This window comes from Gilliamella apicola, assembly GCF_003202915.1.
Classification (GTDB): domain Bacteria; phylum Pseudomonadota; class Gammaproteobacteria; order Enterobacterales; family Orbaceae; genus Gilliamella; species Gilliamella apicola_Q.
Map to the genome: position 1 here is coordinate 690,825 of NZ_QGLP01000005.1, position 18,101 is coordinate 708,925.

Annotated in this window: 14 protein-coding genes; 4 read left to right on the top strand and 10 right to left on the bottom strand. The window is 35.8% G+C overall.

Annotated elements, in window-relative coordinates; translation table 11 throughout:
* Positions 1-44: 44 nt before the first annotated feature.
* From dld to proP, 4 genes are all read right to left on the bottom strand, one after another.
* Complete coding sequence (dld, locus tag DKK79_RS09390; protein WP_110423839.1) at positions 45-1,757, bottom strand: D-lactate dehydrogenase; 1,713 nt, start codon at positions 1,755-1,757, stop codon at positions 45-47.
* A gap of 254 nt (positions 1,758-2,011) precedes the next feature.
* A complete protein-coding gene (locus DKK79_RS09395; RefSeq protein ID WP_110423840.1) occupies positions 2,012-2,410 on the bottom strand; it encodes a hypothetical protein in 399 nt (132 codons plus the stop codon).
* A gap of 275 nt (positions 2,411-2,685) precedes the next feature.
* Positions 2,686-3,096 (bottom strand): hypothetical protein, encoded by a 411-nt coding sequence (locus DKK79_RS09400; protein WP_110423841.1) that lies wholly within the window; start codon positions 3,094-3,096, stop codon positions 2,686-2,688.
* 354 nt (positions 3,097-3,450) lie between these two features.
* A complete protein-coding gene (gene proP, locus DKK79_RS09405) occupies positions 3,451-4,935 on the bottom strand; it encodes a glycine betaine/L-proline transporter ProP (RefSeq protein ID WP_110423842.1) in 1,485 nt (494 codons plus the stop codon).
* Between the two features lie 304 nt (positions 4,936-5,239).
* Between proP and ypfJ the strand changes: the two genes are divergently transcribed.
* The gene (gene ypfJ / locus DKK79_RS09410) at positions 5,240-6,091 is read left to right on the top strand and encodes a KPN_02809 family neutral zinc metallopeptidase (RefSeq protein ID WP_110423843.1); all 852 of its coding nucleotides are present in this window, start codon (positions 5,240-5,242) and stop codon (positions 6,089-6,091) included.
* Between the two features lie 24 nt (positions 6,092-6,115).
* Positions 6,116-6,895, top strand: a complete 780-nt coding sequence (surE, locus tag DKK79_RS09415; protein WP_110423844.1) for a 5'/3'-nucleotidase SurE — start codon at positions 6,116-6,118, stop codon at positions 6,893-6,895.
* Positions 6,896-6,985: 90 nt separating this feature from the next.
* Here the strand turns inward: surE and DKK79_RS09420 are convergent, their stop codons facing one another.
* The 3 genes from DKK79_RS09420 to DKK79_RS09430 form a co-directional block, all read right to left on the bottom strand.
* Positions 6,986-8,167: an MFS transporter gene (locus DKK79_RS09420; protein ID WP_110423845.1), complete on the bottom strand. Its 1,182-nt coding sequence runs from the start codon at positions 8,165-8,167 to the stop codon at positions 6,986-6,988.
* 422 nt (positions 8,168-8,589) lie between these two features.
* The gene (locus DKK79_RS09425; protein ID WP_110423846.1) at positions 8,590-9,315 is read right to left on the bottom strand and encodes a DUF6882 domain-containing protein; all 726 of its coding nucleotides are present in this window, start codon (positions 9,313-9,315) and stop codon (positions 8,590-8,592) included.
* 595 nt (positions 9,316-9,910) lie between these two features.
* On the bottom strand, positions 9,911-10,408 hold the full coding sequence (locus tag DKK79_RS09430; RefSeq protein ID WP_110423847.1) for a hypothetical protein: 498 nt from the start codon (positions 10,406-10,408) through the stop codon (positions 9,911-9,913).
* 429 nt (positions 10,409-10,837) lie between these two features.
* Between DKK79_RS09430 and DKK79_RS09435 the strand changes: the two genes are divergently transcribed.
* Positions 10,838-13,156: a zinc/cadmium/mercury/lead-transporting ATPase gene (locus DKK79_RS09435; protein WP_110423848.1), complete on the top strand. Its 2,319-nt coding sequence runs from the start codon at positions 10,838-10,840 to the stop codon at positions 13,154-13,156.
* Between the two features lie 67 nt (positions 13,157-13,223).
* On the opposite strand, the gene birA is transcribed toward DKK79_RS09435, so the two are convergent.
* Genes birA through murB form a run of 3 tightly spaced genes read right to left on the bottom strand, consistent with a single transcriptional unit; the run spans position 13,224 to position 16,344 of the window.
* Positions 13,224-14,177, bottom strand: coding sequence for a bifunctional biotin--[acetyl-CoA-carboxylase] ligase/biotin operon repressor BirA (birA, locus tag DKK79_RS09440; RefSeq protein WP_110423849.1), 954 nt, complete (start codon positions 14,175-14,177; stop codon positions 13,224-13,226).
* Positions 14,178-14,184: 7 nt separating this feature from the next.
* Entirely contained in the window at positions 14,185-15,297 is a 1,113-nt protein-coding gene (locus DKK79_RS09445; protein WP_110423850.1) for an MFS transporter, read from the bottom strand.
* Positions 15,298-15,333: 36 nt separating this feature from the next.
* Entirely contained in the window at positions 15,334-16,344 is a 1,011-nt protein-coding gene (gene murB / locus DKK79_RS09450) for a UDP-N-acetylmuramate dehydrogenase (protein WP_110423851.1), read from the bottom strand.
* Between the two features lie 480 nt (positions 16,345-16,824).
* On the opposite strand from murB, the gene DKK79_RS09455 reads away from it, so the two are divergent.
* Complete coding sequence (locus tag DKK79_RS09455; RefSeq protein ID WP_110423852.1) at positions 16,825-18,054, top strand: phosphopentomutase; 1,230 nt, start codon at positions 16,825-16,827, stop codon at positions 18,052-18,054.
* Positions 18,055-18,101: the final 47 nt, after the last annotated feature.

The following is an 18,101-nucleotide window of genomic DNA, read 5'->3' on the forward strand; positions in this document are numbered from 1 at the left end:
TTAATTTAATAATGGCGGTTTGGATATTGAATTTAGCGTCTAACTTATTTCCAAAATTTCTTCTTAGAGGTTTTACCGATACCAGGATTAAAACTATTGGTTGGATCTAACTGATGATAGAAATTTTTCAAATCGGAATTGGCATGATACAAGTGACCAACATTATGTTCAGCGGGGTATTGAGCACCACGCTGATCGAGTATCATCAGCATTTCTTCTTCAACTTTCGTGCAGTCAGTACCTTTTTTAGCCAAATAGTCTTGATGGAACACCGAACAGAAAAAGTGACCATAATACAACTTATGAATAAAATGCTGACTAATATTTTCTGGTAACGTTTCAAACCACTGCTTATCATTACGACGCAAAGCAATATCCAGCGCTACTAAATCCTCGACAGTTTTAGTATGAACATTACGATAAACAGTCGCAGCACCAGCTACGGCAAAACGGTGTAACATTGCAGCTTCAGCTTCTTTATCATTACAACGGAAATAGCTACCGTTACGCTTATCTGTTGAACTATTAGCAAAATACTCTTTTAAAAACGCTTCAGCTTCGGCTATGCCGTCATCAGACATTTTTAAAATTAAATGATGAGCATAACGATCACGATAATCCCGTAGCGATTTTGGCAAATGGTTTGGCCACAGTTTACATACCGTCACAGCAAATTTATCGGAAAAACTTCCTGTAAAGAAAGGAATTTTACTCATTATTCGATCGACAAAATTCTTTAATGCGTACATCTTTGGTATGGTATCAGTACCCAGTTTTTGAATCGCCAAAAAAAGATGTTTACCATACACCGCTGCAATATCAAACGCATCACGATGAATATACTCGCCTGAGATTGGTAGATTGCTAAAATTACCTAAAATATGACGACGAATATCATCAAGCTCACTTGTATCATTGGTTCCAATATAAAATACTGCGGTGTTTTCCTCTAATGGAAAGGTATCTAACCGTACCGCAAACACCATCAACCGACCAGCACTTCCCGATGCCTCATAATGACGAGCTGGATCGGCATTATATCGCGCTGGCGTATCGGCATCGATTTGTCGCACATGGTCACAATAGTGATAATCATGTCCCAAACCAGCGTTAGGATTAACATCTTTATCAGTATAAATGCGTTTTTGTAGGTTCTCTAAAATCGCTTCTGGGGTATCACCTAATTCAATTCCTAAATGGTTAACCAAATGTAGCTCACCTTGCTCATCCAATTGGGCAAACACAGCCATTTGTGTATAAGCAGGACCACGCTGAATTAATGCACCACCGGAATTATTACAAACTCCGCCTAAAACCGAAGCGCCAATACAAGAAGAACCAATCACAGAATGTGGGCCACGATGATATTTTTTTAACTCTTTTTCCAAATGGAATAGTGTACTCCCCGGCAAACAGACCACCTGATCACCATTTTCAATCACTTGAATACCATCTAATCGACGAGTACTAACAATCACTATCGGCCGATCATAATCATTACCATCAGGTGTTGAGCCACCAGTTAATCCTGTATTAGCCGATTGTGTAATCACAATCACATCTGCCTCAACACAAGCTTTTAAAACTTGCCACTGTTCTAACAGCGTGCCGGGAATCACAACGGCTAATGCATCCCCTACCCCAAAACGCGCTCCTTGACGATAAGGTAAAGTACGACTTGGATCAGTTAAGGTATATTTATCACCAACGATATTTTTTAACTTCGCAACAAGATCTGATGTATTATTTACAACCATTTTATGTTTCCTTATTTGGGTTACGATTACACCAAAATTCACTCAATTTTGTTTATATTATAATCAATGCAATCTATTGAAAAGAACGCATCACACTTTACAGCGCAAAACATCAAAACTGACACAAAAAGCTAAAAAGAATCAAAATAAAAGATAATTGTTAGTAGGTTGAAAATGTTAAAAATAAGGATTCAGGTTTTGACGAAAACACAGTCGTATATGCATAGAATTAATTTTTTTGAAAATCTCGTTCCTCAACTTTTTTTTCTAAAAAATTCTTTTAGTCGATATAAATATTTCCCAAAAAAATCAAATAAACTGCGTTTATAACTATTTTTCTTGAGTTTTTTAAATTCTTGGACGGATTTTATTAATGGTACATCGGTTTTGAATATTTTTTTCGGCTTCTTTGGTTTTATCTCTTTTTTATTTTTTATTCGCTTTTCAATAACTTCAACAATACCAATCATAATAACAAACAATATGATTAAAAATTCACAAATTACTGCGTTAAAAATTCGATCACTAGGTCCCCTGAGAAAATAAATTCTTGTAGGTATTGTCGAGGTTCTAGCACTGATGGCGGCATAAGCATCGGCGATACTTAACAAAAAAAGAGTGAGTAATAAAAAAAAACCTTTTAACTTTAACATTCCGCTGCCATTGCATTGTTAATTGTTCTTTATAAATAAGACTGAGATATAATATAAAATCTATTATTAAATTCACGGATAAAAACTATATTTTACTCAATTCCGCTATTATACCAAACATCGAAAAATGTTTTATTTAATGAATTATTAATAAATGTAAAATTTGCACAATATTATTAGCCATTTATCCATTTGATTATCATGAATAAAATTAAAATCTTTTATCAAACTTCAATACCCATTATAATTTATTTGGTTATTTTGCTAATTATCGATTATTCAGCTTCAATCTCGAGTTTATAATCTTTGGCAACAATATCAAAAATATAATCATATGTTTGTAATACATAATGTTTATGATCTGTTTCTATCTTATAAGTTGTACATCGGTTTGTTAATTCTTGAATTAAACAAGAATTGTCAACAAAATCAAAAGATGAATCCATCTTATTTTCATTTACATAAAGATCTAATTCACAACACTGATAATATATGACATCCAAAAAAGAAAATGTATATGGAATAAAATCTTTTCCCGAAGTTATTTCAGTCAATGTGGAATTGAATTCACCTTTAAAAATACAATTATATTCTGAATCAAATATCTGCTTGAAATCATCTAAATAGATTGCATTTCCTCCGCTTATAACTCCAACCGCTTCAGTTTTAATCGCTTGATTTTCCATATTGGTTAATCTTTTTTGTTAATATTTCTAGGGATTAATTTGTTTATAAATTATTATTTCATGCTTTCATCAAAAACAATACTCTTTCTAGTTAACTTAGTACACAAACTATATTTGCTTATTAAATTTGGGGGCGGTTATTTTTTTGAAATTAGAAAAAATAACTATGATTATATTTACTATAAAAACGTATATTTAACACAGCAAATCATTTTCTCTATATTCCTAATAAATTTGAATAAAAAGACGAATTAATTTTTTAAGTAACTAATTTTTCGATAAATAATCATTGTATTATTTATCTAAACTATTTTTATTATCACCAACAATAGTGATGTTTATCAAAGTAAAAACCTAATCCAACTTGGGATGTTGATCGACAAGTTCCTGTCGTTTAGCTTGTAGTTCTTCGATCTGCTCATCGATATCTTCCACTTCATCTTCAATTGAATCAAAATGTTCAGATAGGAGTGATTCAGCTTCGTTGCGATTGGCGGCAGTTGGCCTAGTACCATGTAACGGTTTTTTAGCAGTTTCGTGCATAGTAAAACCGGTAACAACACCAATAAATCCCACCAACATCAAATAATAGGCTGGCATATATAAGTTACCGGTTGATTCAACAAGCCATGCTACTAAAGTTGGCGTTATACCAGCAACAATAATCGCAAGATTGAAAATGCTAGCAATGGCGCTATAGCGGATATTGGTAGGAAACATAGCGGGTAATATTGAGGTAATAATCCCGGTAAAACAGTTAATAAAGAGTGCTAAGATAAATACCCCTAAAAAAACTAAGGGAATATGCTGACTGTTAATTAACATAAACGCCGGATAAGATAATAGCAATAGACCGATACTACCAATTAATATAAATGGTTTACGTCCTACTTTGTCACTTAATAGCCCAATTATGGGTTGAATAATTAACATTCCGACCATTATCGCTATAATTATGAGTAAACCATGCTCAGTATCATAATTTAAATTATGCGCTAAATAGCTTGGCATATAAGTTAATAACAAGTAGAACGATACGTTTGTCACAATAACTAATCCTGCGCAAACCAAAATATGTCGCCAATATTTGCTGATAATATTTTTTAGCGCTGATTTGGTTTCAGCTATTTCTTCTGATTCTCTAGTTTCGAGGTGTTGTTGGAAAGTTGGTGTCTCTTCAGAGATATGATGTAAGATAAAACTAATTATACCTAAGGGTAAAGCAATTAAAAATGGGATACGCCACCCCCAACTATATAGCGCCGATTGACTAAGTAGCATGGATAAGAACACCACTAACCCTGCTCCAATAATAAACCCGACCATTGAACCAAAATCAAGCCAACCACCAATAAAACCGCGTTTACGATCGGGTGAATATTCGGCCACCACCGTTGCGGAACCTGAGTATTCACCACCAATTGAAAACCCTTGTGCTAATTTAACTACTAACAGTAAAACCGGTGAGGTAATGCCAATTGTTTCATAAGTTGGTATCAGTCCAATATAAAATGTACTTAATGACATGATTACTAACGTGATAGAAAGTACTTTTTGCCGACCTATATTATCACCAATTAAACCAAAAATTATCCCTCCTAATGGACGAATAAAAAAAGGAATAGAAAAAGTCGATAACGCTGCAATAATCTGCACACTAGGCGATACATGAGGAAAAAACACCTGACCGATAATATACGCCAAAAAGCTATATACACCAAAGTCATACCACTCAATAGCATTACTGAAAGCCGATGCCCAAGTGGCTTTTTTTAATTGGTTGTCATTAATAATGGGAATGTCATTAATGTCTAAAGGTTTATGATTCGATTTTGCCATGAATTACCGCCTTTTAAATTTATTAATATCAAGATTTAAATCCAAATAATTAATTTCAACCGGCTGCCATGCCAAAGATAAACGATAAGATTAGAGAAATTCGAGGTAAAAATCTAAACACACCAATTTTGCTTAATGATTGATGTCAGATAGGAAAGAATTATATACCTAAATTTAGCAAAAATAACTCATTTATCACACCATGCTATTATCTTCATTTTCACCATGTTGATGGCGACTATTACTAGTAACCTTATCTATTATCCTTTAGAATTAGATTACCTAAACTGATGAGGTATTCCCTATGCGATGGAGAGACCAAAGAGAGAGTGATAACATTGAAGATCGCCGCTCACAATCAGCAAGTGATATTGGGACACGTATCCCTATTGGTGGTAAAGGTAAAATTATTTTATTTCTTATCGTGTTAGTAGCCGGTTACTACGGCGTTGACTTGACGGGCTTACTAGACAGCAGTGTGATTAATTTAGGCGATAACACATCAACGAGCCGAGTTGATGACGCTCCGCTTAACGACAGTGAAGCTGCTAAATTTACTTCAGTGATTTTAGCTAGCACCGAAGATTTTTGGCAAGAACAATTCCAACAATTAGGCAAAACGTATATTCCTCCTAAACTGGTGCTGTATAGCGGTGCAACCCGAACGCTATGTGGTACTGGTCAAGCTATGATGGGTCCATTTTATTGTAATTTAGATAAAACCGTTTACCTTGATTTATCATTTTACCAAGAGATGAAAAGACGCCTTGGTGGTGGCGGTGACTTTGCCCAAGGCTATGTGATTGCCCACGAAGTTGGACATCACGTACAAAATTTACTTGGCACTTTTGATAAAATCCAGCAATTAGGGCAAAATCAAACAAATCAGCTATCGATTAAACTTGAATTGCAAGCCGATTGTTATGCCGGTTTATGGGGCAATGCTATGCAAAAACAGCATATTTTAGAAGTGGGCGATATCGAACAAGCCCTCAATACCGTGCAAGCGATTGGCGATGATCGTCTACAACAACAAAATAATGGTTATGTTGTTCCTGATAGTTTTACTCATGGCACCTCAAAACAACGTTATACATGGTTTAAACGTGGCTTTGATAGTGGGTCGATAAATCAGTGCAATACATTTATTCAATAAGGAAATTTAAGTAAAGGAACCAATATGTCAAAAAAATTAGTAAACCGAGTTCTATTAGTCAATGATGATGGCATTGATGCCACCGGGATCCGAATTTTGAAGAGTATCGCGGAAAATATCGCTAACGAAGTTTGGGTGGTTGCGCCGGTGGTCGATCAGAGCGGTGTTTCTTGTTCGGTGAGTCTAAAATCGCCATTTCGGGTACAAAAGCGTAGCCAAACGGAATATGCGGTCTATGGCACACCTGCCGACTGTTCGCTATTTGCTATAAAATCTGTCATGGCCAACCAATTACCTGATTTGGTGCTATCAGGAATTAATAATGGTTCCAATTTAGGATTTGAAACAGTATTATCGGGTACGGTAGGGGCAGCAATGATGGCGATGACGCTAGGCGTACCGGCAATGGCTTTAAGTCAAGTTAGTAGTGAAGATAACATACCAACCGATTGGCACTGTTCAACTCATCTTGCTGAATCCATAATTAGACAACTTTATGCGCTATCGACCCCAGATAATATCTGTTTTAATATCAACTTCCCTAGTTGCCAAGCTGAGCAAATAAAAGGCGTTAAAATCACCAAACAAGGCAGTCCGGATGTTAGCCAATTTGTAATTGCTGAAACTCAAGATCCGGAAGGTCATGACTATTTTTGGTTTAGAGCCAAACGCAACCAAGGTGTGATTGATGTCGAAAAAGAACTCGATGCTGCAAATGATGGATATATTGCTATCACCCCGTTAAATTATGAACGTACCGATTATGCGTTTTATCAACAGATAAAAGCCACATTTAACGTTTAAATTTTTGTTTTCTGGCAACCGTCTTCCTACTTGTTAAATCAAATAAGGAAGACGTTAATTTGCATACGATAAAATGAGATGAATTGACAACTATTTTTTTACTAATGCACAAAATAGTAAAGAAATCGTCACCATTACTAAGCCAATCCAATAAACCACTTCATGACCGTAAGCTTGAGAGGCAAAACCTTGGATAATACCAGCCAAAATCACGCTACAAATAATACCGTTATTAAATAAAGTTGAGGCAATACCCATGCGGGTTGGTAATAAGTCTTGGAAATAGATAATACCAATATTGGCAACAATCCCAATAAACAATCCATTAAAGATTTGTAATATATACAACATGGTTGCATCTTTAAATAAAATCATCCCGACATAAAACAAAATTCCGCAAATGATAGCAATAAAAAATAGATTGCGTTTGCCTAATACTGGTACCAAATAACCAGCAATAATCATAATAGGAATTTCAATTCCTGCCGCTAATCCCATCAAACTACCCGGTAATGAATTAGACAGGTGTAATACCGCTTCCACATAAATCGGCATATCGATGATATACATCATATTTGCAGTCCACATAAAAATGGTGGAGATTAGCAAACACATCACATTGCGATTGGCGAAAATCGATTGGTTCGCCGCAGCTAACTCATTTGCAGTAAACGAACTGATTGCCCTTTTTTCAACTGGTGGCAAGAAGATAGTGACGACAATCATCGAGATAATAAACATCGACATGGCACACAAATACATCGCAGTAAAACCGTAATTGATTGCCAACGCGAAAGATAATGGTGGACCTATCACCCATGCTAATGATAATTGTGCACGAATCAGGGAATTAAAGGCAACTGCATTACGACCGCTCTTTTCGGCATACTCACGCGCCATTGCAAATACCTGCGGCATTGCAGCAGACGCTAATGCAGCAAAAAACACACCTAAGGTAATTAACACATAATAGTTACGTGAATAAGCAAAAATCAGACTATTTGCCAGCCCCATCAAACAACAAAAAATTACAATTTTACGGCGGTCACCTCTGTTATCTGAATACTTGGCTAACAAATAACTACCAATAATACTGGCTAGGGCATTAACCGAATAAAACGCACCGACTAAACGAGGATCAGCCCCAACTTCAAACGATAAGAAGCGACTTAAGGTAGGCGATTGTAAGGCACCCGCTACTCCAATAATAAACGTCGTCACTAAAAAAGCACCAAAAACAACGCCAGATTTTCGAATGAATGAAGAAGTCATAAAAGCAGATTAACCATTAAATTAAGTGCCGTAATTATACCCTTAAAATTTGTGGGAATATAGGCGTTCGTCAGCTAATTTGGCGACTTTTCAACATGTCGACAACATCGATAATCGGTATATAGTAAGCAATTGGGTGATGTTAATTAGTTCTAAAACTAAATACTAGGGGGCGGATGCTGAATTTAATATAACTTTAAAAAATTAATTTGATATTACCGATCAACAACCACCAAACAATACAAATAAAATAGACTATAGCTTCGTCGGCTAACTTTAAAATAATATAACTGACCGATTAGTGGAAGATAGTAATAGATCCGCCATTTTTATCTAATCAGTCATTTATATGATTTGAAATAGAATTTTTCTACTTTCTATCCAATTAATTATTTAATCTTTATCATCACTAATAATCGCTTTTAACCATTAAGTGCAATTAAGCGCGATAAATCGTCAAATTCTGCGCTGATTTGCATTTCACCTTTGATTGCAACCAACTTTAAACCATCATCAAAGGTTATTTGATAATCTTTAGCCAACAAATAGTGTTTTATTGCAGCATAGTGATTCACTTCATAATTGGCAATTAATTGCGGGATTACGTTAGCAACGCGGTTATGAGTGTCGTTCTCTTGATGAATTTGGTCAATATCTTCATTAATAAAAGTTAACACCAGTGCACCTTGACCATAATCAGCGACATAATAACCACTAGAATTAAACATACCACTAGCAATGATTCCAAATAAATGTAGATTGTCTTCGGTTGCATCAAATTTAGGAAATTTCAATAAATCAATATTGTTTTTTTCACCAATTTTTTTAAGCTCAAGAGACTGCTCTAAAAGAGCTTTAGGAAGATCCGATTGTTCATTTGCCCAAGCCCAAAGCCAAGTCTGGGATGAATGCGAAAAGGTTCCCAATAACTGAAAAGAACAGTATAAATTACCGCCAAAAACAATTTGCTGTGCATCCATATCAATTTCCCAAGGCTTATCGTCAATAACACCTTCTAAATCCATTTGCTTTTCAAAACCAAGCCCTCCATATTGTTCAATAAGTGCTTGAAACAGATGTTTTCCTTGATGTTGTTCAGCTTGGTCAAGTTTTTTACTTTTTGAAAATAATTTTTTCAAGAATTTCATATATCGTCCTTTTTATATCTAAATATTACTCATTATTTTTAATAATCTAATTTTTATAAACTAATCCAATAAAATTTTAAAAGGATGCTGTTAATTTATTACCTGCTATAACAACGTTTAATTAGAAGAAATAACCTAAACCTTTACTATGATTTTATTCCGGTTTAACTCGCCAAATTATTAAGCAAATAAGTTATACCGTCAAGTTGGTTTTTTTATGTAAAATCATAGAGATGAAAATAAATCTCTTAACGTTATTGTTACCTATTTTAAATCTTGGTTTTTAAATCTGACTTAATTTTCACTTTATATTTATCTAGAGCAATATCTAAATGATCATGATGCAAAGAGGGATTTCTGTTGTATTATGTTTAGACGGAATTTTATGATGTTTACTCAGTTTATTAGGTTAATCAACTAGGTTGAGGTTGAAATAAATTGGAAATTAAAGCAGAAAATGGCAGTTTGCATGATTTGCAAGTGTTTTACTACAACAGCCAAATCTCAATTTAAATATTTCTATAACGTCAAAACATTCTAATTGGTATTACTTTAAATGTGGTTTGGCTTATGGATTAAATAAACTTAATAAAAATTATTTTATTCTTGTACAAATAGCCTCTACTTTTGTTCGGAAGTTCTCAATATTATCTCCTGAATTATATTGTTCATTTCGAATTGTAATATATTCCTCTCTCACTATATAAGTATCATGCGATTTTTTTATTAGAGACTTGATTGATTTTTCTGTTAAATTATTTTTCGTTTCTTCTATTGTTTCACCGGTATGTGTATCAAATATATGATTTTCTTTCCAATCATTTGAATCATTACCAGAAGTAGATCCATCCATTTTGGATTCTCTTAAACAATACAACTTATTATTTTCTATTTTAAATTCTTCTTTTATAATTATATCAAGTCCTTCGCCAGCATAATCAGTAAATTTCCCGTCTTTCATTTTTGAATTATAACTGTCTAATTTACATTCCCACTTTCCAACCAAAAACTCATTAGTAACTTTATCACCACTATCATCACTACAACCATACAATGCAAAGCAAACCAATCCTAGTAACGCAATTCTTTTCATACCATTTATCCTAGAATATTAAACTGTTTTTTTATTAATTGTATGTTATTTAAGGATTATTGACAATATCCCTCTCGCAAAAGCGGGTTATAATTGAGGTTACACAGCAGTAAATTGATGCCTATAACCGCGCCCCGTTGCACGTTTTTTCTAATCTACCTACACGGCAGTAATCTAGAACGCGATATAATATAAACATAGTTTGCAAGAAGTAAAAGTGGATTTTTATTTACAAAAACCTTTTTTTTGACGACTTTATATTTTATTGATTTTTAATCATTTTATTTCTAGTTAAAAAAAAGGGTTGGCAATAACATGATGTTGACTGGAAAAAACTTCCTCAACTTTTTTCGAAAATTTGTTTAAAAAAGATTTCTTTTTGTTTTTTTGAGCGTACAATCAAAATCATCCACAAAAAGAGGTAACGTTATGTTATATAATAACAAATCAGCACAATCTCACCACGATAATCACGATCATTGTCATGGCGATTGTCATAATATTGCTCATAATCATTCACATGATTCTCATCATTCTGATCATTCTCATGAAGCTAAGCACACAGAATGCTGTGATGGGCATGATCATAGCTCATCACAAAAATGTGAGATTGAAGATCCCCCCGAAGACCCTGAGCGGAGTAACCAAGGAATTAAGTTAACTTGGAAAATTCAAGGTATGGATTGCGCTCATTGCGCAAGCAAAATCGAAAACGGTGTTAAAACACTGCCTAATATTAATCAAACCAAAATCATATTCTCAACCGAAAAATTAATCGTTTTTGTTCCTAAGCATGATGATGCAGTAATCAAGATGATTGAAGATAAAGTTACAGAACTGGGCTATACGCCGATTTTTGAGTCGAGCCCTGCTCATCACCATGAACATTCACATAGTTTTGATAAAAAGGCATTTATTCCATTAGCGGTTTTAGGTGCATTGATTGTTGTTAGTTATCTCATTTTGTTGGTGAATAAAACCGCTGGTGAATATGCGTTTATTGTAACAGCTGTAGTTGGGATTATCCCAATTTTGAAAGAAGCCATTGTTTTAACCCGTAGTGGTACGCCGTTTGCGATTGAAACACTAATGAGTATTTCGGCAATTGGTGCACTGTTTATTGGTGCAGCCGAAGAAGCCACCATGGTGATATTTCTGTTTATGATAGGAGAAATGCTGGAAGGCTTTGCAACCAGTAAGGCGAAAAAAGGCATCTCATCACTAGCGGAATTAATGCCTGATGAGACGGTGATTATTATTGATGGTAAAAGGAAAACAGTTGCTAGTCATACCTTAAAACCAGATGATATTATCGAAATTTCATCCGGTGGTCGATTACCTGCTGATGTTATTTTGGTTAGCGAACAAGCCAGCATTGATGAGAGTGCGCTAACCGGTGAATCCATTCCAGTTAATTATTTAAGTGGCGATAAAATTTTAGCTGGGTCGTTAGTGGTCGATAATACCATTCAACTTAAGGTGATTTCAGAATCAGGGCAAAATGCTGTCGATCGTATTTTACAGTTAATTGAAGATGCCGAGGATCGTAAAGCGCCAATAGAGCGATTTATCGATAAATTTAGCCGTTATTATACGCCAGCGATTACATTATTTGCGTTTTTAGTGGTCGTGATTCCACCTTTGTTGACCGGCGCTGATTGGTATACTTGGATATATCGAGGGTTGACGTTGTTGTTAATTGGTTGTCCTTGTGCGTTAGTGATATCAACACCAGCGGTGATTACCTCGGCCTTGTCTAGCGCGGCTAAATATGGGGTATTAATTAAGGGCGGTGCGGCACTTGAGCATATTGGTTCGATTAAAATGTTAGCGTTTGATAAGACTGGAACGTTAACCGAAGGTAAGCCGCAAGTAACTGATGTCATTAATCGACGCTGTTCTAACGAGGAATTGCTAACGATTGTTGCTGCGATTGAAAGCGGTTCACACCATCCTTTAGCTAAAGCATTAGTAGATTATGTTAAGCAAAAGCCGATCCAGTTCGCCGAAGCGAATAATCGTAAAGCTATTGCTGGTATTGGGATACAAGGTGAATTAAATCAGCAAACCTATTTTGTTGTGTCACCAAATAAGATCGAGACAGTGTCAACTGCACTTAATGCCGAGGATGCTCATACGATTACTCAGCTTGAAGATAGTGGTAAAACTGTTGTAGTCGTTACCACCAGTCAACAGTTGCTGGGGATTATTGCTTTGCAAGATGTACTGCGTGGTGATGCTTTGCCGGCTATCACTGAGCTTAAGCAACTTGGTTTGCAAACCTTGATGTTAACTGGCGATAATCAACGCGCCGCAAAAGCAATTGCAGGTCAATTAGGTATGGAGTATCGTGCTGAGCTATTGCCGGCAGATAAGTTGGCCAAAATCGAAGAGATTGGTCGACATACTCCGATTGCGATGATTGGTGATGGCATTAATGATTCCCCGGCAATGAAAGCCGCCACAGTCGGAATTGCCATGGGCAGTGGGACTGATGTTGCACTCGAAACGGCGGATGCGGCATTGACTAAAAACAGTTTGTTAAGTTTGCCAATGTTGATTCGCTTAACTCGCTTTGCTAATCGAAATATTAAGCAAAATATTACCATTGCCTTAGGCATTAAATTGATATTTTTAATAACTAGTTTATTAGGCGTGACAGGGCTTTGGTTAGCGGTGTTAGCTGATTCTGGTACCACGGCAATCGTTACCGCTAATGCTTTGCGGTTATTAAGAATTAAAAAATAGGTAATAATTTTATCATGCCCCATTTATGCTTAAATGGGGCAATTTTGTGACAGCAATTATTGACTATTTATTCATCACTCCTTAATGAAATTTCGCCACCGATAAACGCCTTAGTTTCGCCATTTTGTTCTAAAAGTAATGCACCCTGCTCATTGATACCTTTAGCAACACCTCGGATCACATTGTCACCAATTAATAATTTAACTGGACGATTAACAAAATTGTCAAGTCGTTGCCAATCATTAAGAAATGGTGATAGACCGTATTGTTCAAAGTCACGAAGTTTAGTTTTGAGGTTTTTAGCTACTTTTGCTACCAGCAAATTGCGATCAACTCTACCTAAGTTAGCCCACTTTTGGTTGACGATGTTGGGATCAGGGTTGGTCATCATTAAGTTGACCCCCACACCAATGACAACATGCGCGCAATCACCGGTTTTACCCGCGAGTTCGACTAATATACCTGCAAGTTTTTGATCATCAAGATACAAATCATTAGGCCATTTAACTTTGATATCTTGACTAGATATTTCCCGTAATGTATCAGCCATCACAATACCAACCACTAAACTTAATCCCATAGCAGCAGCAATGCCTTGATCAAGTCGCCAATACATCGAAAAGTAAAGATTACTACCAAACGGTGCAAACCATTGTCGCCCTCGTCTGCCTCGAGCTTTAGATTGAAACTCGGCTACACAACTGTCACCTGTTTGTAATTTTTCAATATTATTTAATAGATATTGATTGGTCGAGTCGATGATCGGCAACACTTCTACATGACTATTCTCACCATAATTTTCGTCGATTTTGACTTTATCGAGCAAGTCAATTGGTGATGCTAAACAGTAACCTTTACCTTGTACGGATGATAAGGTGATGCCCCAATCTCGTAGTACTTTAATATATTTATTGATGCCAGCACGAGTAATGCCAAATTGGTTGGCTAGTTCCTCACCTGAGTGGAACTGCCCATCAGCTAATATATTGATTAATTTCAATGGATTATGGTTACTGCGCATTGAATCCTCACTTTTTGAGCAATAATAAAACAACAAAATAGAGTGAAATTATAGCAAAACTAATAAATAAGTAAGTATTGCTTAATGTGTCCATTATAAAAGCTATCACTGCCGGAGCAACTAGACTACCGAGTGTATTGGTTAATAACATGGCTTGGTTCATGGATACAATTTCTTGTTTGCGAACACACGAGCAAGCCCACGCCATGGAGATTGGGTAAATGGTGTAAATGGTCGCACCAAGTAAAATAATGGCTAATACACCGTAAACGTTAAATATCAGCAAGCCACAAGCGATCATCATGAAAACTGATTCAACTAGCAATACAATACGGCGACCAAACCTATCTGCACACCAGTTAGCCGGCATTTGGGCAATCACACCAGAGAGTATTAGTAATACCATCCAATTGGCGACTTGGTTATCGCTGTAGCCCAGATGTGAATAGTAGGCTGGCATTAACGAATACAGTGAACCAATTAACATACCGGCAATCGCACAACCAATCAAGCCAACGCGAGAAGGTTTATACATTATCATTGGCATAATGTTGAAACTACTTTTTTTCTTCTTTGGTAATTTGTAATGGGTTAACAAAATAAATAAGATGGCTAATCCCATTAATACTGCAATCACTAAACCAAAATAGAGTACCTCTTGCGGAAAATATTGGAGCAGAGCTTGCCCTAATACAGTGCCTAAATAGTAGGTAGTGAGATAGACCGCCAACATTTTGCCGCGGGTACGCACCGTACCGGTAACTAAGATACAACTTTCAATCACCACCCAAGTGACAGCACAAGCGATCCCAATGAAAAATCGCCAGATCGCCCAACTGTAAAAATCCATTGAGAAGCTTAAACCAATAGTCGCAATTGCAAAGATAATACAACTGTAGGTGTAAGTGAATCTGGCATTAAATCGGCTAATAAACCAATTTGCCATGATGGTACCTACTAAGTTACCTGTAAAGTAGCTTGAGCCAACTAAGCCTATCTGCCCTAGCGAAAATTCTTCACGCACAAGCCAGAGTGGTACTTGTGTATTGAGTGCCGATAAAGCGATGGTAACAAATAGTAAACTCGTTAATAAAATAGGAAATGAATACGAATGTTTCATAAGTTTGTAAGTAATTTCGTTGTTTTTAGGACGTATTTATAAAAATTTATCCACGTCAATTTCACCTGTCGCTCCCATAAATCGAATTTCAGGCGATAGGTGCACCGAGAACTTTTGCAATACTGCATTGATGATATAACGCGCTAATGCGACAACATCTTGCGCGGTCGCATTATCTTTATTGACTAATACCAAAGCTTGTTGTTGGTGCACTGCTGCACCACCAATTTGGTATCCTTTTAGACCACACTGATCAATTAACCAACCGGCAGCTAATTTTATTTGATCTGCTGTTTGTGGATATATAGGCATTGTTGGGTATTTTTCAAGTAGTTTATCCGCAAGTTTTTTGTCGACTATCGGATTTTTAAAGAAGCTTCCACCATTACCTAGTACATTAGGATCAGGCAATTTGCTTCGACGAATTTCACACACTTTATCAAAGATCATTTTAGGCGTGACGCTATTTGCATCAAAATTTCTTAATTCACCATAAGTTAGCACTGGATTCCACTGTTTTGGTAATTTGATACCAACATAAACAACTGCATAATCATTGGCATATTTTTGTTTGAAGATGCTTTCACGATAGCCATATTGACCATCAGTGACACTAATGATTTTACCGGTTGCAAATTCAAGTAATTCAACATAATCAGCCACTTTTTGAAATTCAACCCCATATGCGCCAATATTTTGAATTGGTGCAGAACCAACACAACCGGGGATTAAAGCCAAGTTTTCAAGGCCTGGGATGTTCTGATTAATAGTATTGGCAACTAAATCATGCCAATATTCGCCGGCACCCACTTTTAAATGCCAGTGAGTCGCAGTTTCGGTTATGGTTAGTCCTTTAATTCGATTAACAATGATTGTACCAGCAAAATTTTCAGTAAATAATGTATTACTGCCTTGTCCAATAATTATAAAAGGTTGATTATCAAGATTGTTTTTCCAAACTTGCATTAGTTGTTCAACAGTTGTGACAGTTTCGACCCGGTTGGCACAAACATCTAGAGCAAATGTATTAGGAATTTTTTGGTTCATTAATGACTACCTTTTATAAAAAATACTTCTAAATTCGATTAAACCAATTTTATTTGATGCTTTTTATGCACTTTTAGTAATTAAAATTAGTAAATCAATGCGTTATCAATTTTGATAAGATACTTTATTCAATTGTCGTTTATTTATTTGCTATTTTAGCACAATGCAAAACGATCTTTTATGGATTAAACTATTTTTTACTTATCTTGACTCATTATTTAGTGATAAAAATGTCAAAAGATTAGCCAAATAATCAATGAATATGAGCTAATCCCTTTTTTGTTTTTTTTTATCATGTATTATAGCTACCCAAACGATCTTTTTTATAAATTTAGTTATAATCTATTTTACTCAGCCTTATGGTAAACGTTATTATTATTTTATAAAATTCGAGAAATAAGTTATCGATCACGGTTTTAAATGAATTTATGCTTCAAGATGGTAGCTCTATTTTATGGTAGTTGAGATTTAGAGGAAATTATGAAAAGAGTTTTTATTATGATCCTCGATTCCTTCGGGATCGGCGGTGCTGAAGATGCCAAAAAGTATGGCGATGAAGGTTCGGATACTTTAGGCCATATTGCCGAAGCTTGTGCTTTAGGCAAAGCAGATCATGGTCGACAAGGACCATTAAAATTACCTAATTTAGGAAAATTAGGTTTGATCGAGGCCGCTTATGAATCTACGGGTGCATATCCAAAAGGTATGACTACCGAAGGTAATGTTATTGGTGCATATGGTTATGCCAGTGAAATTTCATCTGGTAAAGATACGCCATCAGGTCATTGGGAGATCGCCGGTGTGCCAGTGCTGTTTGATTGGGGTTATTTTACTAATACTACTAACAGCTTTCCTCAAGAATTATTAGATAAGATTGTTAAACGTGCTAAGTTGCCGGGCTATCTCGGTGATTGCCATTCATCGGGGACTGTGATTCTTGATGAGCTTGGCCTTGAGCATATGGCTACGGGTAAACCTATTTTTTATACCTCTGCTGATTCAGTTTTTCAAATTGCCTGCCACGAAGAGACTTTTGGTCTAGATAAGCTTTATGAAGTTTGTGAAATTGCGCGTGATGAGCTTAATAAAGGCGATTATAATATCGGCCGCGTCATTGCTCGGCCATTTTTAGGTAATAAACCAGGTGAATTTGTCCGAACTGGCAATCGTCACGATTTAGCTGTCGAACCACCGGCGCCAACAATGATTAAAAAATTGGTTGATGAAAAACAAGGTACGGTTGTATCAATTGGTAAAATTGCCGATATTTATGCCGAAGTGGGGATTACCAAAAAAGTTAAAGCAACAGGTATTGAAGCGTTATTCAATGCATCAATAGAAGAAATCAAACAAGCGAAAGATAACACGATTGTTTTTACCAATTTTGTTGATTTTGACTCATCTTATGGTCATCGACGTGATGTTGCTGGTTACGCTGCGGCGTTAGAATATTTTGATAGCCGTTTGCCTGAGATGTTAGCGCTTATTGAACCTGGTGATCTTTTAATTATTAGTGCTGATCATGGTTGTGATCCAACTTGGTCTGGTACGGATCATACTCGTGAACATATTCCAGTTTTAGTTTACGGTAATAGTGTTCCGGTGGGATCACTTGGTCATCGTAAAACATTTGCTGATATCGGGCAAAGTGTTGCCGATTATTTTGATTTGTCACCAATGGATTATGGCGAATCATTTATTAGCAAATAATGGTTTGTTATGTTCAATACGTTTTTTAGTAATTAATCAGGAGAGTT